Below are 16,621 nucleotides of genomic sequence, written 5' to 3' on the forward strand. Positions count from 1 at the left end.
CGGCGTGATATATCGTGACACTCCGTGCCGGTACCGGCAGATGTGTGAATGGGCAGGGAGCCGCTACCGGGGGCCTCACTGCGAAACCAGCGCCATTGGCAGGATCGTGGCCATTCAAACCGGTAACGGCATGAGGTTATTAGAACTCGGGGCCTGACGACGAAACCACCGGGCTGCGCAACCCCGACAAGCCAGCCTCCTGCAAGGATCGCTGTACAGCCGCGCCAGCAGCTAGAGGCCATAAAACCCCGCCCACCCACGCCTATCAGCATCAGCACCTAGAAGCCAAAAACCACCCCCATCCCCATTCACCCCTCCCGCAACCGATACTTAAGAATCTTCCCCGCCGCGCTAGTCGGCAACGTCTGCACAAACACCACCTCCCGCGGCACCTTGTAATTGGCCATATGCCGGCGCGCCCAGTCAATCAGCTCGTCAGCGCCAACCCTGCTACCATGCCGCAGCACCACAAAGGCCTTCCCCGCCTCGCCGAGGCGCTCGTGCGCAACGCCCACCACCGCCACCTGCGCGATCGCCGGATGCGATACCAGCAGCTTCTCGATCTCGGCCGGATAGCAATTGAAGCCGCCGACGATAAACATATCCTTGATGCGGTCGGTGATGCGCAGGTTGCCGCGCGCGTCCAGCGTGCCGATATCGCCCGTGCGCAGCCAGCCGCCCGCATCGATCGCTTCTATGGTGGCCTCCGGTAGCTGGAAGTAGCCGCGCATCACGTTGTAGCCGCGCACTGTCACCTCCCCGGGCTCGCCCGCCGGCACCGGCTGGCCTGCGCCATCCACGCAGCGCAGCTCGACCCCGGGCATGGCGCGGCCCGAGGTCAGCGCCACGATCTCGGCATCGTCGCCGGCGCGGGTCAAGGTGACGAAACCGCACGTCTCGGTCAGGCCGTAGCCGGTGAAGACGTGGCGAAAGCCCAGCTCGCGCCGCATGCGCTGGATCAGCACGGGCGGGATCGCCGACGCCCCTGTCACCGCGACGCGCAGCGAGGACAGGTCGAACTCGAGCAGGCGTGGATTGTTCAGCAGTGTCTGGTAGAGCGTTGGCGGGCCGGGCAGCACCGTGATGCGCTCGTTCTCGATGCGCGTCATCACGGCCTCGGCATCGAACACCAGGTGCGGCAGGATGGTGGCGCCGCTGACCAGCGCCGCCAGCCACCCGGCCTTGTAGCCAAAGGTGTGGAAGAAGGGATTGACGATGAGGTAGCGGTCGCCGGCCTCCACGCCGGTAATCGAGGCCCAGCCGTGGATGGCCTGCAGGTTCTGCGCATGCGCGGTCATCACGCCTTTTGGGCGGCCTGTGGTGCCCGAGGTGAACATGATGTCCATCAGGCAGTCGCCGGTCACGGCACGCTCGCAAGCATGGAACTCCGCCTCGCCGGTGCGCGGCGCCAGGGCCAGGAAGTCTGCCCATGCCAGCTCGTCCGGGGCCATCTGCCGCCCCGCGCGCCCGCGCAGCACCACTACGCGCTCCAGCGTGGCGGGCCGGTGCGGCGCCAGCATTTCCGGATAGCTCTCGCCGAGGAAGTCGTCGATGCAGAACAGCACCCGCGCGCCGCTGTCGGCCAGGATCGCGCCGGCCTCCATGCCCTTCATGCGGGTATTGATGGGCACCAGCGCCGCGCCGATGCTGTGCGTGGCCAGGGCGGCGACGATCCATTCCGACAGGTTGGGCGCCCACACGGCGACCCGGTCGCCAGACGCCACGCCGAGCGCGAGCAGCGCGCGCGCCGCCTCCGCGCGCAGCGCGTCGAGCGCCGTGAAGCTGAGCCGCAGCCCATCCTCCTGGATGGCGATGCGCGCGCCGTGGCGCGCGGCGGTCGAGCGCACCAGCTCCGGGATGGTGGTGGGAGCGGCCTGCCCCGCCCTGGCGGCATCGGCCAACTCCGGGGCGGTTTCGATGGTGTCAGTTGTCATCATGTCAGTCGGGAAATTTCAGGTGCAGTTCGCTGCCGGCCGCGCGGGCCTGGCAGGCCAGGGTCCAGCCGGCCTCGCGGTCGGCGGGGTCGAGCACATGGTTCTCGCCCAGCGTGGCCTCGCCGCGCGTCACCTGGCACATGCAGGCGCCGCACAGGCCGGAGCGGCAGGAGTTCGGGGCCGCCACACCGGCGCGCAGCATGGCGTCGAGCACGGTTTCGCCCGCCTGCGCGTCGAGCCGGTGGCGTACGCCATCCAGTTCCACCTCCAGCGCAGCCGGAGCGGAAACCGGCGGGGTGGCTACTTCGGCCTGCCCTGGCGCGGGCGGCGGCGCGCCGAAGCGCTCCACGTGAATCCGCTCGCGTGCCACGCCAAGGGCCTGCAAGGCAGCCTGGGCCCCGTCCATGAACGGCCCCGGTCCGCAGATAAAGCAGTCTGCATGGCCCCACGGCGAGGCCAGCGCTTCGAGCTGGGCTTGCGAGGGCGGCCCTTGCACACTGTCCAGCCAGTGGATCACGCGCAGCCTGTCCGCGTGGCGCGCGGCCAGTTCGCGCAGCGCATCGCGGAAGATCACGCTGCGTTCGTCGCGGTTGGCATAGATCAGCGTGACGTTGCCGCCGCCATGGCGCAGCGCGGCCTTGGCGATCGACAGCACCGGGGTGATGCCGCTGCCGCCGGCAAACAGCAGCAGATCGCCATCCAGGCTGCGCGGCGTGAAGACGCCGGCGGGCGGCATCACCTCGACCGTGTCGCCAGCCCCGAGCCGGTCGCAGATCCAGTTGGATACGCGCCCGCCGCGCACGCGCTTGATGGTCACCCGCAGCGCGCTGTCGACCTGCGGGCTGCTGGACAGCGAGTAGCAGCGTTGCTGCGCGGTGCCCTCCAGCGGCACCTTGAGCGTCAGGAACTGGCCTGGCCGGTAGGCGAAGGTATCGCGCAGCCCGTCGGGCAGCTCGAACACCAGCGAGCTTGCCTCGTCGGTTTCGGCCACCACCTGGGCGATGCGCAGCGGGTGGAATTGCGCTTGCACCATGATGTCCGCGATCAGGCTACGCCCATGATGGTCTGCGCATTGTCGATGCGCAGCTCGGCGCCGTTGACAAAGCGCGACTCCTCCGAGGCCAGGAACAGCACCAGGTTCGCCACGTCGCCGGGCAGGCACATGCGCTGCATCGGATCGCCGCCCGCCTGCTCGTGCGTGGCCGGGGCATCGGCCGCGCCCTGCATCAGCGCGGCCGTCATCGGCGTCAGGATGCCATCCGGGTGGACAGAATTGCAGCGGATCTTGTAGCCCCGCTGCTTGCAGTAAGCCGCCACGCTGCGGGTGAGCGCGGCGACCGCGCCCTTGCTGGCGCTATAGGCGCAGAACACGCCCATGCCGCCCAGCGCCGCCACCGAAGACATATTGACGATGACCCCGCCGCGCTCCTTCATCGCGCCCACGCCGTACTTGCAGCCCAGGAAATAGCCGTCGGCGTTGACGCGCATCACGCGCTGCCATTGCTCCAGCGTGGTGTCCTCCACCGAGCCCAGCGCCAGCACCGCGGCGTTGTTGACCAGCACGCCCGGCGTGCCGAAGCGGTCCTGGGTGCGCTTCATGACCTGCTGCCAGCCGGCTTCGCTGGCGATATCGTGGGGCACGAAGATGGCGGCGTCGCCGATCTCGCGCGCCACGGCGTGGCCGGCCTCCTCGTTCAGGTCGGTCAGCACCACGCGCGCGCCCTCGCGCGCCAGCAGTAGGGCGTCTTCCTTGCCGACGCCGCTGGCGGCGCCGGTGACGATGGCGATCTTTCCTTCAACTCGTTTGCTCATGGCTTGTCTCCTTGGTGTGTTCGTCGATGTCTTCATTGCGGCCCGGCTGGTCCGCCAGGGCTGCCAGTGCAACGAGATGGCGCCCGGCATTGCGCCCCGACCAGATACAGTCGGCGAGCGACAGGCCGCTCACGTAGTGATTCGATGCGATGCCGACCGCCGTGCGGCCGACCGCGTACAGGCCCGGGATCGGCGCCGCCTGGCCGCCGGCGCCTCGCGCCAGCACCTGGCCACATGCCTCGTCCACGCGCAGGCCGCCAAGGGTGATCGCGGGACAGGGAAAGGTGCGGCTATGCGCGGAGATGTCGATGGCCAGATAGGGCCCACGTTCGAGCGATGCGCACATCGCCGCGGACTTCCCCGCGGGGTCGGGCCGCTCTCCGCGCGCCGCCGCGTTATACGCCGCCAGCGTCGCCAGCAAGGCCGCTCGCGGCATGCCAAGCTTGTCGGCCAGCGGCTCGATACCGGGCGCACGCGTGGCACCAAACAGCATCAGCATGATGGCGGGCACGCGCTGGAAGGCCCAAAGGCGTCCGGTCACGCAATCGCGCAGGGCCGTGCGCACCAGCCCCGCGTTCAGGATCAGCCAGGCGCGGCCGCCGTGCTCCTCGCAGATGGCGTGGCCGAGCCGCGCGCCGTAGACTTCCTCGTTGCCGATGCGCGCGCCTTGCGCGTCGACCACGCAGCCGCGCGCCCAGTCGAACGGCGGGTTGATGAAGCGCCACGCGGAAACGCGCTCCAGGTGCCGCGCCGCGGCCCCTACGGACAGGCCGAGGCGGATCCCGCTGCCATCGCAGCCGGTGGTGCCCAGGCGCCAGTTGCGGCGGTACTTGGGGGCATGCGCGGCCACCATGGCCGGGTTGAAGATAAAGCCGCCGGTGGCCAGCACCACGGCGCCGGCACGCACTGCATAGGGCTGCGCGAAGTGCTCTTCCAGCTGCGTCACGCGCCGGCGCAAGGCATCGGCCAGCGCCGGGCAAAGGTTGTGCAGGCGCTCGGCCCAGCGCGCCAGGCGGGCATGCCTGCGTTGCAGGCGGCCCGGCGGCAGGCGCCGGAGTTCCACGCCAATGACAGCGCCTTGCCCATCGACAATCAGGCGGCGCGCCGCGGCATGGCGCATCACGTCCCGGCCTGCGCCAGCACCGCGCGCCGCAGCACGCCGTACAGCACATGACCGGACATGCCACGGCCCTTGCAGCGATGGCCGCGCGGCGCCGGCTCGGCATGCCGCGCGTAGTCCGCCACGGCCTCGTTGCCCGAGTAGTAGAGGTAGTAGTCCTGCGCGGGATACGAGGTCTTGCGTGGCGGCACGGTGGCGGCAAAGCGCGCGCCCAGTTGCTCCAGCCAGGCGATCATGCCGGTGCTGCGCGCGCAGAAAGCCTGCAGCGTGGCATGGCCGACGGCGTCTCCAACCTCCTGGCGCAGGTATGCCGCCATGGCCTCGGGCGTGTCGCGGTAGCCGGCGGCCTGCTGGTATGGCGTGCCGCCGCCGGCATACACCACGCCGCCGCTCCTGGCGCTGGCGCCGCCGCCTTCGAAGCGCTCGGCCACGATCACGCCGAGCCCGCCACGCGCGGCTTCGAGCGCCGCGCAAGCGCCGGCCGCGCCGAAGCCGATCACCGCCACGTCGCAGCGGGCATCCCAGCCGTAGGCGCCCGGGTCGGCAACGACCAGCGGCGGCGATACCGCATTGACCCCGCCGCAGGTGGATTCAGAAGCAGATTCAGAAGCAGATTCAGAAGCGGGATCAGAAGCGGGATCGGGAACGAAGGCGTTGGTCATCGCGCAGGCTCCGGCGTCGGGTTCACCTCAGGCCGCCCGCAGGCTGGCCAGCGGCGCCGAGGTGGAGTAGGCGCCGTCCACATAGACCAGCGGCGCCACCTCGCCGGCCAGCCGGACTTCGCGCAGGCGGCCGATAAAGACGGCGTGGGTACCGTAGTCGAAGCGGCCGTCCTGTTCGCAGATCAGGTTGGCCTGGGCATCCCGCAGGAACGGCACGCCCAGCAGGTCGGCCTCCCACTGGCCCGTGCTAAAGCGCTCCTCGCCCTTGAGCCGGCCACTGCAATCGACGGCAATGTCGCGATGATCGGCCGCCAGCAGGTTGACGCAGAAATCCACCCCCGCATCGAGGGCCGGGTAGATCGAGGCATTGCGGTGGATGCAGATCAGCAGCGAAGGCGGATCCGCGGACAGCGAATCGACCGCGGTGACCGACATCGAATAGCGGCGCTCGCCCTCGCGGCAACTGACCACCGCAACCGAGCGCGCCATGCGGCGCATTGCCATCAGCATATCGTCGCGCAACGACGGGGAAATAGTCTGGTTCATCATGCCTCCTGCCTGTGTGATGCGCGGCGCGCAAGCCGCATCGCGCGCATCATGGTGTTAATCCACTTGGCCCTGCCCGGCTTCCCCGCCCGCCAGCGCATCGGCGGCGATCAGGCCGAAGGTCATGGCTGGCCCGATGGTGGAGCCGGCGCCCGGATAGCTGGCGCCCATCATCGAGGCGCTGGTATTGCCGATGGCGAACAGCCCGTCGATGGGCGACCCGTCCTCGCGCAGCACGCGGGCGCTGGCGTCGGTCGCCAGTCCGCCCTTGGTACCGATATCGCCCGCGTCGATGCGCACCGCGTAGAACGGCGCGCGCCCGATCGGCGCCAGGCACGGGTTGGGGCGGACCTGGGTGTCGCCGTAGTAGGTATCAAAGACGTTGTCGCCCTTGCCGAAGTCCTCGTCCACCCCGCTCGCCGCGAAGCCGTTCATGCGGCTGACGGTATGCGCCAGGCCAGCGGGGTCGATGCCGGCGAAGCGGGCGAGCGCGTCGAGCGAATCGGCGCGCAGCAGGATGTCCGCGAAGGGCGCGGGTATGCGGCGGTCCGGCATGATCGATCCGGGCAGGATCGGCCCACAGGGATACTTGCGGCGGAAGGTGGCGTCGAACACCAGCCATGCCGGCACGCTGCAGCCCGTCTGCTCGTGGTCGCGGTACATCGCGGGCACGAACTCGGAGTACGGTGCGGCCTCGTTGACGAAGCGCCTGCCCTGCCCGTTGACGACGATGCAGCCGGGCAAGGCGCGCTCGACAAAGATCGCGCGCTGCTTCTCCTCGCCGCTGACCTTCACCGTTGGCGCGCCCCAGACATGCGACATCAGCTCCAGCGCCGCGCCCGCACGCTGCGCGGCATGGATGCCGTCGCCAGTGTTGTGCGGCGGCGTGGCGCTCCACTCTGCGCGGCTGGGGTGCGGCAGGTATTGCTCGCGCATGGCCTGGTTCCGCTCGAAGCCGCCCGCGGCCAGGATCACGCCGCGCCGGGCTTCGATGTGTACTTGCGCGCCATGGCGCCGCGCCAGCACGCCGGTGACGCGCGCCGCGCCGCCGTGCTCCTCCACCAGCAGGTCTTCCAGCACGGTATCGAGCCACAGCGGAATGCCGCGCGTCATCATGGCGTGGCGCAAGCCGCCCACCAGGCTGTTGCCGAGCGTGAGCCGGCGGTCGCGCGCGGTGCGGCGGCGCCAGCCCAGATCCAGCCAATAGCGCCCGAACTGCCGGGCCGCCACACCCACCCACCACACCCACCCAGCCCCGGCTCTTGCTCAACATGACGTGGGCCTCGGCGGACGTCACCGCCACCCGGCCCGCCACCAGCGTCCCCGGAGACGGCGGGCGCAGCCGCGCGAACTCCTCGCCCAGCAGCGCGCCATCGAAGGGCATCGGATCCAGCGCGCGATACCCGGGCAGCGCGCCCGGCAAACGCTGGAAGTAGTCGGCATAGCGCGGCAGCGCGTAGTAACGCACCCCGGTACGCTGCTCCAGGTAGCCCAGCATGCGCGGACCGTGCTCAAGGTAGGCGCGCAGCTTGGCGGGCGTGGAGCGGCCTTCGGTGCACGCTTCGAGATAGGTGAGCGCGGCGTCGTAGCTGTCGCTGCCACCCGCTTCTTCGATATGGTGGTTGAGCGGGATCCAGATCCCGCCGCCGGATACCGCCGAGGTGCCGCCGTACTGGCCGCTCTTCTCCAGCACCACCACGGACAGGCCGCGGTCCGCCGCGCGGCAGGCTGCCAGCATGCCGCCCGCGCCGGAGCCGACCACCACCACATCAAACACGCCGGTGCCGCCTGGCTGCCCTGTGTCCTGATTCATGATCCGCTCCACGCCGGCCTCAGATGAAGAAATCGGTGTTGGTGCGGCCCATCATCACGCCGCCCAGGTTCTGGCCGAAACGATCCAGGTTGTTGGCATAGTGGGCACGCGCCGCGTGCAGGTCGAGAAAGCGGCGTACCAGCGGATTGGCGACGTAGATACCATTGCCGCCGGCGTAGCGCAGCAGGCTGTCGGCGAGTTGCGCGCACCGCTGGGCCACCTGCGACGACTGGTAGCGGAAATGCACGCGGCGCGCGGCATCGAGCTGCTCGCCCCGGTGCGCCGTTGCCATCAGCTCGTCGAAATTGCGGCGCAGGATGGTGCGCATCTCGTCAATGCCGGCCGCCGCGTTGGCGCAGGCAAGCTGGGCACCGCCGTCCTCGGCCGTCCTGCTGCCACTGTTGGCGCTGACCCGGCCATCGGCATAGGCAATGAAATCGTCGAGCCCGCCTTCCAGCGCGCCGATGCAAGCCGTGCAGACGGCACGCACGAAGATCTGGGCGAACGGCAACCGGTACAGCGCCGCCTTGTTGAGCGACAAGCCCGGGCTGGTGCCCATGGCGCCGTCGATGGCGCTGTGGGTGCGGTACGCCGGCACGAACACGTCGTCGACCACGATGTCGTGGCTGCCGGTGGCACGCAGGCCCAGTACATCCCAGTTGCGCACGATGGTGTAGTCGCTGCGCGGCAGCAGGAAGGTGCGGTACTCGGGCGCCGCACCGGCCTGCTGCGGCGGCACCAGGCCGCCGAGGAAGATCCAGTCGCACAGCTCGCTGCCGCTGGAGAACTTCCAGTGCCCGGAGAAGCGGAAGCCGCCGTCCGCCGGCACCACCTTGCCCACCGGCATGTAGGTCGAGGCGATCAGCGTGCTGTTGTCCGTGCCCCAGACGTCCTGCTGCGCGCGGTCGTCGAACAAGGCAAGCTGCCAGTTGTGCACACCCACCACGCCATAGACCCAGGCGGTGGACATGCAGCCCTTGGCCAGGGCCATCTGGATGTCGAAGAAGGCCTGCGGGTCCAACTCATGGCCGCCATAGCGGCGCGGCTGCAAGACCTTGAACAAGCCCGCGGCCTGCATGTCGGCCACGGTTTCGGCCGGGATGCGCGATTGCGCCTCGGCCTGGCCCGCGCGCTGCGCCAGCACCGGGATCATTTCGTGCGCGCGGCCGATCAGTTCGGCTGCCAGTCCTTCGGGGTAGTTGTCTCGATGCACCGCCATCTCCTCTTGCCGGCCACCGGGCCGGTCTTGTTGTGCCTTCATGCTGCCATCGCCGCCGCCCCGCGCCATCGTCCGAGGGGACTAGTCGCGCGGTGGCGATGGTCCGATGGCTCGCTCAGGCGAGCGCGCGCAGCTTGCGGCCCTGGGCGCGGAAGTGCGGGATCACCTGTTCGCCGATATTGCGGATGGTTTCAAGCTGGGCCCATTGCGGCACCGTGCCCATCTGGCAGATGAACAGGATCTCGTCGGCGCCGGCGTCGATCAGGCGCTGCACATAGCCGATGCAGTCCTCCACCGTGCCGTAGGCATGGTTGGGGTTGAGCATCATCATCGACGGATCGCTGAAGTCCACCGTGACCTTCTCCGAGGCGAAGCTGGTCTTGATCACGGCCTTGCCCTGCGCGTCCTCCTCGGTGACGTTCTCCGCGTCCCATGCGTCGGGATCGGGGCGCTCGCCGCCGGAGTACCAGTACGCCAGCGACTCCATGAAATAGCGCTGCCCCTTGATGCCGATCTTGCGCGCGGCCACGCCGTCTTCCAGCACGATGGTCGGGCACAGCGCGGCAAGATGCTGGTGCGGACGGAATCCGACCTGGTCCTTCGCCTCGCGTGTCTCCCACGCTTCGCGGTAGATGGCGTTCTTCTTGGCCACGTCCTCCGGGCCGCCGAAGCCGAGCACCAGCGCGCCCATGCCGCGCGCGCCCGCGCGCTGCAGCGTGTCAGCGTTGGTGCATGCCAGGTACATCAGCGGATGCGGGTCCTGGCGCGGCTTGGGATGGATGGGACGGCGCGGGATCTTGATGTACTCGCCGTCGTGCTCGATCTCGTCCTGGGTGAGGATTTTCGGAATCAGGTACATCGACTCGTCGATCATCGGGTGCAGGGTATTGAGGTCGTAGCCGAAGGTTCCCGCTTCCTGCTGCGTGCCGCCCTTGCCCACGCCGAGGTGCACGCGCCCGCCGGAGAGGATGTCGAGCGTGGCCACGCGCTCAGCCACCTTGACCGGATGGTTCATCGCCGGCGGCAGGCAGACCACGCCGTGGCCGATGCCGATGCGGCGCGTGCGTCCGGCCACGAAGGCCAGGAACGTCTCCGGCGCGCTCATGTGCGCGTAGTTGGTCAACGCCGTGTGCTCCACCGCCCAGACGACATCGAAACCCATGTCCTCGGCGAGCTCCACCTGCTCCATGATTTCGTCGAACACCTTGTGGTCGCCGGCGCGCGACGCGTCGACAGTCTGTGCTTCGTAAATCAGCGAAAATCGCATTGCGGTCCCCTTTCTTTGCTTTTGGTTTCCAGGCCATCGGCGGCGAGCGCTGCCGCGTTGTCGTGGCTGGCGGCGCCATCGCCGGCACCGTCATTGCTGGCCTGCGTGACTGCAGTGTGTGCGGCCGCGCCGAGCGCGGCATCGTCTGATTGGATTATGCGCAGCGGCACCGTGTCCCTATCATGTCCAGGACCACTCACCACATGCACACGGATACGCCCTCATGAAGATTCCCCCGCTTCGCCAGACGCTGCTGCTGGCCGCGCTGCTGACAGGCACCGCCACGCCCGCCCATGCGCTCGACATCCTGCTGTCCAACGACGACGGCTATCAATCGCCCAACATCCGCGCCCTGTACGCCAGGCTGAAGCAGGAAGGACACCACGTGGTGATGGCGGCGCCGAAGCGCAACTTCAGCGGCGCCTCGGCCTCGTTCGAATACTTCGCGCCGGTCGACATAAGCCGCGACCCGCAGGACCCGAACGTGCATATCGTCGACAGCACGCCGGCAGTGGCCGCCATGTATGGCCTGGACCGGGTGTTCCGGGACAAGGCGCCCGACCTCGTCATCTCCGGGCCGAACATCGGCTGGAACGCGGGCTATCTCGTCAACCTGTCCGGGACCATCGGCGTGCTGGAAATTGCGCTGCGGCGCGGCGTGCCGGCCATGGCGGTAAGCGCCGACCACGGCGAGGATGCGCCGGCCAAGGTGGCGGGCATCGTGTCCGCGCTGGTGACGCAATTGCAGGCGAGCCGCAAGAACCCGGCCGAGGCGCTGCTGCCACCGGGCGTGGGACTGAACGTGAACCTGCCGCGCACCAACGCCATCCGGGGCATCATGCAAACGGTCAATGGCGACTACTCGCCCTATCACATGGTGTTCGTCGACGACATGGCGCCGCACGCGCTGCCGGGCATGACGCTGCCGGCACGCCCGGGCGTGGTGCTGGGCGATGCCAGGACCCAGTACGATGGCGGCGCCGCCCGCTCCGAGGGACGCGAGGTGGAGCGCGGCAACATCACCATCAGCGTGATCGGCGCCCGCCTCGACGCACCGGCCGCGCAGGGCGAGGCGGTCTACCAGCGGCTGAGCGGCTTCGTGGCGGCCTGTGAAGGCGCCAGCGGCGCCGTGTGCCACCACGCGGCGCCAGCCCGCTGACAAGGAGCGCCAGCATGCAATCGAACCTCTTGCTTTACCCGGTGGACGATATCGACGCCGCCCTGCCGTTCTTCGAGCAGGGCCTGGGCCTGGCGGTGAAGTTTCGCGATGGCGGGCGCTATTGCGCGCTCGATGCCGGCCCCATCACGGTAGCGCTGGTGGCCGGCGAGGAGCGGCTTGTCTCCCAGCCCGCGCTGGCATTCCGGCTGGAAGCCGGCGAGGATATCGCGGCGGCGATCGAGCGTCTGCTGGCGGGCGGCGCGCGGATCGCGCAGCCGCTTGCCAGCGGCCCGCACGAGTTGCGCGCGGTGCTGACCACGCCGCAGGGATTCCCGCTGGTGGTCAGCGCCAAGCCCGCCAGGCCGAGCGCCACCACGCTGCTGAGCAGCATGCGCACCAGCGTGGCCCCGTGTTCTTGCTGATGCCGAGCTCCTCGGCCGCTTCTTCCAGCGCGAGGCCGTTGGCCAGTTGCAGCGCGAGCTAGGGGTTCCCCCCGCCGGAAAACCAAACAGCTTGCGCACCACCTCGTGCGAAGCCTGCGACTTGCGCTCCGGGTCGCGGATAGAAAACAACCAACAAAGGCCGGCGCTTGTTGTCTTCCGACCACTCGCTCAGCGGAATCGTGCGGATCAGCACGCCCAGCTTCGCGTTCGCCAAGGCCGCGTGATCGACATCGCCTCCATCACCGCCGGCGCGGTGCCGATATGGCCCATGATGGCCTGGCGCAGCAGGCGCTGGAACTGGCGGTTCTCCTGTGCGTACTCGACATCCAGCGAGCCCCTGGCAATACGGATGCCGTCCTTGTCGGCGAGGATCTCGTCCGCGGCCGAATTGGTCCGCATGATGGCGCCGGTCTCGTCGAGTATCGCCATGCCGACCAGCATGCGATCGATGGCGCTGGCGTACAGCGTGCGCTCCGACTCCACCACATCCATGCGCGAGTGCAGATCGACCGCACGCCGCAGGTGCGGCAGCAGCACCGCGCAAATGGCTTTGTCCGCCTCCGAGAAGTCCGGCGCATCAGCGTTACGGCACACGCGAAAGCGGCATTCCACGCCGTCGTCGGTGCGGATATCCGCGCCCAGCAGATAGCGGATGCCGAGCGGCTTCAGGAACTGCTGATACAGGTCGCTGTTGCACCACGCCCCCGTGCCAAGCTGCTCGTCGATCGTCACCACGCGGTCAGCCGGCAAGCCAACGAAGGGGTCGAGCGCGTAGTAATAGTTGTTGTACATGGCCTCGCCAGGCAAGGTGGTGCCGCCCTGCTCGCTGGCGTGCACCATCAGGCCCGGCCGGTCGCTGGCCGGCGAGCGCAGGATCAGCGTGACGTAGTTCGCGCGCAGGTGGGCGCGGATGAGTTCCAGCGCCTTGCTCCATGGCACCTGCTCCATGGGCCCCTGGTAGACCTTGCCAAGCAGCGTACTGAAATCCGCTAGCGAGAGCGACACCGGCGCATAGCAAAGCGCCGCTTCCTGGCTGTGGCTTGCCTCCATCAACATACCTCTTTGTCTCCCACTATTCACACCTGGCTCTGCGGCCGGCGTTTGCCTTGACAGGGGCACTGCGCCCCCCCCCCCGGCGGTTCCCGATTATAGGGATCGCCACTGCGCCGGCGTCAGGATTGCGCGTCATGGTTTGCACCTATTCGCGCGCCCTGTGACGCCGCCGTGGTATCACGCCGCGCGGCGTTGCCGGCGCTTGTTTTTGCACCCGCGTCACCGCTTGCGGCTAGGCCAGACCTTACCCTCCTTGCGCGCGCTCACATACTGCAAACGGACTAGGCAACTCCCCTCTCAGGGCAATCCCTGAGCCGGGCGCGGCGCCTGGCTCCTCACTCAAACAGACGATGCGAGGGCCGGGCCCGGCCGGTAGAAATGGGCGGACGCAATCCTGCGCGCCATCCATTCCAACCCCTTCGAGAGGAGACCCGCCATGGCGGCAAACGAGACCGGAAAGACTGCAGTGATCACAGGCGCCGGCGGCGGCATAGGCCGGGCCCTGGCCCACGCGCTCGCCGCGCAGGGTGTGGCGCTGGTGCTGGCGGACAAGGATGCCGACGCGCTGCTGCGCGTGCACGGCGAACTGGCACACCACCCGCAAACGATCGCGATACTGCCAACCGATGTGGCGCAGGCTGCCCAGGTCGAGCAGCTCTGCGCGCGCAGCTTCGAGCTGCTGGGCCGGGTCGACCTGCTCTTCAACAATGCCGGTGTGCTGGCGACCGGCGCCTGCTGGGAGCTGGATGCCGCCGTGTTCGAGCGCGTGCTGAACGTCAACCTGTGGAGCGTCATCCACAGCTTGCGCGTCTTCGTGCCTCGCATGGCGGCGCAAGGCAGCGGGCATATCGTCAATATCGCCTCGATGGCGGGTCTTGCCGTAGGTCCGTGGCTTGCGCCCTATACGGTGTCCAAGCAGGGCGTGGTGGCATTGAGCGAGGGGCTGGCGATGGAACTGCAGGCAGCGGGCTCGACGCCATGGCGCAGTTCCCGCCACTCGACTTCACCACCCTCACGCCAGAGGCCTACCGGGCCGTACTGGCCGCGTCTCCCCCGTTCGCTCCGGGCGATGCGGTCGCGCAAGAACGCGAGCTGAGCGTGGCCGGAGCCGCCGGCCCCTTACCCGCCCGCCTCTACCGGCCGCATGGCGATGGCCCCTGGCCGCTCACGGTGTTCTTCCACGGCGGCGGCTTCGTCACCTGCGGGATCGAAACGCATCACAATATCTGCCGCTCGCTGGCGAACCGCGCGGGCACCCTGGTGCTATCGGTCGGCTACCGGCTCGCACCGGAAGCACGCTTTCCAGCGGCCGCCGACGATGCCTGCGCGGCGCTGCGCTGGAGTGCCGCGCACGCCGCCGAACTAGGGGCGCTGCCGGGCAGGCTGGCTGTTGCCGGCGACAGCGCGGGCGGCAACCTGGCGGCGGTTGCCTGCCAGCAATTGCGTGGCAGCGTGGCGCTGCGCCACCAGTTGCTGCTGTATCCATACCTGGATTGCGCGGACGAATCCGGCAGTTGGCGCAGCTTCGCGCAAGGCTGCTTCCTGACCGAGGACATGCTGCGCTGGTATGCCCGCCACTATCTCCCCGACCCGCGCCATGCCGCCGATGTGCGCGCCAGCCCGCTGCGCCAGCGCGAACTGGCGGGCGTGGCGCCGGCCACCATCATCACGGCCGAATGCGACCCCCTGCGCGATCAGGGCGAGGCCTATGGCGCCGCCATGCAGCATGCCGGCGTGGCTGCCGCCATCCATCGCTGGCCTGGGCAGATTCACGGCTTCATGAGCATGCAAGGCTTGCTGGAGGCGGCCGACGCGGCACTCGACCTGGCGGCGGCAGCCTTGCGCGCCGCCTTTGCCGATGCGCGGGAGGCCGCATGAGCCCCGCACCGATTGGCGACGTGCTGCGCGCCATCGCCACCGGCCAGCGCGTTGTCGTTATCGAGGAGGACACGGCTGAGGCCAGCGGCTGCGTGCTGGTTGCCGCTGACCAGGTGAGCGAAGCGGACGTGAACTTCATGGCGGCGCACGCGCGCGGCCTGGTCTGCCTGGCCATCACGGATGCCCGCCGGCGGCAGCTCGGCCTGCACATGATGGCGGGCGGGCGCCGCCAGGGCCGCAAGCAGGAGCCATTCACCGTATCGATCGAGGCCGTGCAAGGCGTCTCCACGGGCATCTGCGCGGCGGACCGCGCGCTCACCATGCGCGTGGCCGCCGCCGCCAACGCCGCGCCTGCCCACCTGGTCCAGCCGGGCCACGTCTTCCCCGTGGTGGCGCAACCGGATGGCGTGCTGCGCAGCGCAGACTTTGCCGAGGCCTGCTCTGACTTGCCCAGGCTCGCCGGGCGCGAAGCCGCGGGCGCTTACACGGTGCTGCTGGACGATGCCGGCGAGTTGCTGCGCGGCGCCGCCTTGCTGGCCTTCGCCCGCGAGCATGGGCTGCTGGTCTGCGCGATCAGCGACCTGATCCATCATCGCCTGCTGGTGGAAAGCGCCCTGCGCCGCAGCCAGAGCAACCGCCTGGTCACGCCCTTCGGGGACTTCGTCGTGCATGCGTACCACGATGCGCCGATCGACGCCGTGCACCTGGCGTTGGTACTGGGGCAGCCAGATCCTGCCGAGCCCGTGCTGACGCGCGTGCAAACCGTGGAAACCTTGCGCGACCTGTTTGCTTTCGAATCCGCGCATGCGGCGCCTGCCACGCCGGGCTGGAACCTGGCGCGGTCCCTCGCGCGGATCGGCGAGGAAGGCTGCGGCATCCTGGTGCTGCTGGCCGAACGTGAAGCCCCGCATCACCTGCTTGAGCAACTCGCCCTGCTGGACCAGTCCGGCCCTGCTGGACCAGTCCGGGCCAACCTGGCAGACCGCGCGGCCCGCTTTCGCGCAACGCGCGCTGGGCGTGGGCGCGCAGATCCTGCGCGACCTAGGCGCGCGCAAACTGCGCATGCTGGGCGTGCCGGTGCCCTACCGCAACATCGCGGGCTTCGAGCTGGAGGTGACAGGGTTCGTGCCGCCGGGCTGAATCAGCGCGGCAATCTCCTGGCCAAGCCGCATGGCCGCGCCGCGCAGCAGGTCGTCCTGCGCGGCGGCGTAGCCAATCACCAGCGCCGGCGGCAGGCGCCGCTCGCGGCAAAACTCGCTCAAGCCCTGCAGTGCCAGGCTGGCATCCATGCCCGCCCGCACCACCTGGTGCTCGGCCACGCCGTCAGGCAGCCAGAGCACAAAATGAAACCCGGCGTGCTCCCCGCTCACGCGCAGGTGCTCGCCCAGCACCGAGCGCAACGCCGCCAGTACGATATCCCGGCGGCGCAGGTAGACGTTCCGGGAGATCCGCAGGTGGCGCGACAGCCCACCGGCGCGGAGAAAGGACGCCAGCGCCAGCTGCTCGACCAGGCTGTTGGAGCGCCCGGTGGTGGCGCGCAACTGGCACAGCGCGGGCCGCAACGCGTCCGGCATCACCACGTAGCCAATGCGCAGCGACGCATAGAGGCTCTTGTTGAAACTGCCGCAGTGGATCACGCGATCGCCATCATCCATTGCCTTGAGCGCGGGCAGCGGCGCGCGGCTGTAGTTGAACTCGCTGTCGTAGTCGTCCTC

Annotated in this window: 13 protein-coding genes and 5 pseudogenes; 7 read left to right on the forward strand and 11 right to left on the reverse strand. The window is 69.1% G+C overall.

Annotated features, from left to right (window positions below):
- Window positions 1–308 precede the first annotated feature (308 nt).
- The 9 genes and pseudogenes from OR16_RS11390 to OR16_RS11425 form a co-directional block, all read right to left on the reverse strand.
- Window positions 309–1,937: a FadD3 family acyl-CoA ligase gene (locus tag OR16_RS11390; protein ID WP_006158117.1), complete on the reverse strand. Its 1,629-nt coding sequence runs from the start codon at window positions 1,935–1,937 to the stop codon at window positions 309–311.
- Window position 1,938: 1 nt separating this feature from the next.
- On the reverse strand, window positions 1,939–2,967 hold the full coding sequence (locus OR16_RS11395) for a ferredoxin--NADP reductase (RefSeq protein WP_006158118.1): 1,029 nt from the start codon (window positions 2,965–2,967) through the stop codon (window positions 1,939–1,941).
- An 11-nt stretch (window positions 2,968–2,978) separates the two neighbouring features.
- Window positions 2,979–3,746, reverse strand: coding sequence for an SDR family oxidoreductase (locus tag OR16_RS11400; protein WP_006158119.1), 768 nt, complete (start codon window positions 3,744–3,746; stop codon window positions 2,979–2,981).
- Window positions 3,730–4,866 carry an FAD-binding protein gene (locus OR16_RS45595; RefSeq protein ID WP_237717027.1) on the reverse strand — a complete coding sequence of 379 codons (1,137 nt, stop codon included), beginning with the start codon at window positions 4,864–4,866 and terminating at the stop codon, window positions 3,730–3,732. The genes OR16_RS11400 and OR16_RS45595 overlap by 17 nt, the downstream gene beginning before the upstream one ends.
- Complete coding sequence (locus tag OR16_RS45600) at window positions 4,866–5,528, reverse strand: FAD-dependent oxidoreductase (protein WP_237717026.1); 663 nt, start codon at window positions 5,526–5,528, stop codon at window positions 4,866–4,868. The genes OR16_RS45595 and OR16_RS45600 overlap by 1 nt, the downstream gene beginning before the upstream one ends.
- Window positions 5,529–5,555: 27 nt before the next feature.
- On the reverse strand, window positions 5,556–6,074 hold the full coding sequence (locus OR16_RS11410; protein ID WP_006158120.1) for a flavin reductase family protein: 519 nt from the start codon (window positions 6,072–6,074) through the stop codon (window positions 5,556–5,558).
- Window positions 6,075–6,131: 57 nt separating this feature from the next.
- Window positions 6,132–7,887 (reverse strand): annotated as a pseudogene (locus OR16_RS11415) (FAD-dependent oxidoreductase).
- A 19-nt stretch (window positions 7,888–7,906) separates the two neighbouring features.
- Window positions 7,907–9,100, reverse strand: coding sequence for an acyl-CoA dehydrogenase family protein (locus tag OR16_RS11420; RefSeq protein WP_043419351.1), 1,194 nt, complete (start codon window positions 9,098–9,100; stop codon window positions 7,907–7,909).
- Between the two features lie 121 nt (window positions 9,101–9,221).
- Complete coding sequence (locus tag OR16_RS11425) at window positions 9,222–10,373, reverse strand: LLM class flavin-dependent oxidoreductase (RefSeq protein WP_006158122.1); 1,152 nt, start codon at window positions 10,371–10,373, stop codon at window positions 9,222–9,224.
- On the opposite strand from OR16_RS11425, the gene OR16_RS44015 reads away from it, so the two are divergent.
- The 3 genes and pseudogenes from OR16_RS44015 to OR16_RS45605 all read left to right on the forward strand — a co-directional run.
- On the forward strand, window positions 10,373–10,522 hold the full coding sequence (locus OR16_RS44015) for a hypothetical protein (protein WP_158001346.1): 150 nt from the start codon (window positions 10,373–10,375) through the stop codon (window positions 10,520–10,522). The two genes, OR16_RS11425 and OR16_RS44015, sit on opposite strands and share 1 nt — an antisense overlap.
- A gap of 74 nt (window positions 10,523–10,596) precedes the next feature.
- A complete protein-coding gene (locus tag OR16_RS11430; RefSeq protein WP_006158123.1) occupies window positions 10,597–11,532 on the forward strand; it encodes a 5'/3'-nucleotidase SurE in 936 nt (311 codons plus the stop codon).
- A gap of 14 nt (window positions 11,533–11,546) precedes the next feature.
- Window positions 11,547–11,858, forward strand: a pseudogene (locus tag OR16_RS45605) (VOC family protein); the annotation flags it as partial.
- Window positions 11,859–11,893: 35 nt separating this feature from the next.
- On the opposite strand, the pseudogene OR16_RS11440 reads toward OR16_RS45605, so the two are convergent.
- Window positions 11,894–13,031, reverse strand: a pseudogene (locus OR16_RS11440) (helix-turn-helix transcriptional regulator); the annotation flags it as partial.
- 433 nt (window positions 13,032–13,464) lie between these two features.
- On the opposite strand from OR16_RS11440, the gene OR16_RS11445 reads away from it, so the two are divergent.
- The 4 genes and pseudogenes from OR16_RS11445 to OR16_RS47245 all read left to right on the forward strand — a co-directional run bounded on the left by OR16_RS11445 (window position 13,465) and on the right by OR16_RS47245 (window position 16,046).
- On the forward strand, window positions 13,465–14,124 hold the full coding sequence (locus OR16_RS11445; RefSeq protein ID WP_006158126.1) for an SDR family NAD(P)-dependent oxidoreductase: 660 nt from the start codon (window positions 13,465–13,467) through the stop codon (window positions 14,122–14,124).
- The gene (locus tag OR16_RS11450) at window positions 14,007–14,906 is read left to right on the forward strand and encodes an alpha/beta hydrolase (RefSeq protein WP_050982942.1); all 900 of its coding nucleotides are present in this window, start codon (window positions 14,007–14,009) and stop codon (window positions 14,904–14,906) included. Before OR16_RS11445 ends, OR16_RS11450 begins: the two co-directional genes overlap by 118 nt.
- A pseudogene (locus OR16_RS11455) lies at window positions 14,903–15,829 on the forward strand (3,4-dihydroxy-2-butanone-4-phosphate synthase); the annotation flags it as partial. The gene OR16_RS11450 and the pseudogene OR16_RS11455, both read left to right, overlap by 4 nt.
- Window positions 15,711–16,046, forward strand: a complete 336-nt coding sequence (locus tag OR16_RS47245; RefSeq protein ID WP_272942840.1) for a hypothetical protein — start codon at window positions 15,711–15,713, stop codon at window positions 16,044–16,046. The pseudogene OR16_RS11455 and the gene OR16_RS47245, both read left to right, overlap by 119 nt.
- On the opposite strand, the pseudogene OR16_RS44020 reads toward OR16_RS47245, so the two are convergent.
- Window positions 15,989–16,621: pseudogene (locus OR16_RS44020) on the reverse strand (PLP-dependent aminotransferase family protein); the annotation flags it as partial. The gene OR16_RS47245 and the pseudogene OR16_RS44020 sit on opposite strands and share 58 nt — an antisense overlap.

This window comes from Cupriavidus basilensis OR16, assembly GCF_000243095.1.
GTDB classification, from domain to species: Bacteria; Pseudomonadota; Gammaproteobacteria; order Burkholderiales; family Burkholderiaceae; genus Cupriavidus; species Cupriavidus basilensis_D.

Excerpts from the sequence above, each read along its gene's own strand:
- OR16_RS11390 (WP_006158117.1), bottom strand. The coding sequence starts at position 1,937 with ATGATGACAACTGACACCATCGAAACCGCCCCGGAGTTGGCCGATGCC.
- OR16_RS11430 (WP_006158123.1), top strand. The coding sequence starts at position 10,597 with ATGAAGATTCCCCCGCTTCGCCAGACGCTGCTGCTGGCCGCGCTGCTG.
- OR16_RS11410 (WP_006158120.1), bottom strand. The coding sequence starts at position 6,074 with ATGAACCAGACTATTTCCCCGTCGTTGCGCGACGATATGCTGATGGCA.
- OR16_RS45595 (WP_237717027.1), bottom strand. The coding sequence starts at position 4,866 with ATGCGCCATGCCGCGGCGCGCCGCCTGATTGTCGATGGGCAAGGCGCT.
- OR16_RS11425 (WP_006158122.1), bottom strand. The coding sequence starts at position 10,373 with ATGCGATTTTCGCTGATTTACGAAGCACAGACTGTCGACGCGTCGCGC.
- OR16_RS11445 (WP_006158126.1), top strand. The coding sequence starts at position 13,465 with ATGGCGGCAAACGAGACCGGAAAGACTGCAGTGATCACAGGCGCCGGC.
- OR16_RS11450 (WP_050982942.1), top strand. The coding sequence starts at position 14,007 with ATGGCGCAGTTCCCGCCACTCGACTTCACCACCCTCACGCCAGAGGCC.
- OR16_RS45600 (WP_237717026.1), bottom strand. The coding sequence starts at position 5,528 with ATGACCAACGCCTTCGTTCCCGATCCCGCTTCTGATCCCGCTTCTGAA.
- OR16_RS47245 (WP_272942840.1), top strand. The coding sequence starts at position 15,711 with ATGCGGCGCCTGCCACGCCGGGCTGGAACCTGGCGCGGTCCCTCGCGC.
- OR16_RS11400 (WP_006158119.1), bottom strand. The coding sequence starts at position 3,746 with ATGAGCAAACGAGTTGAAGGAAAGATCGCCATCGTCACCGGCGCCGCC.
- OR16_RS11395 (WP_006158118.1), bottom strand. The coding sequence starts at position 2,967 with ATGGTGCAAGCGCAATTCCACCCGCTGCGCATCGCCCAGGTGGTGGCC.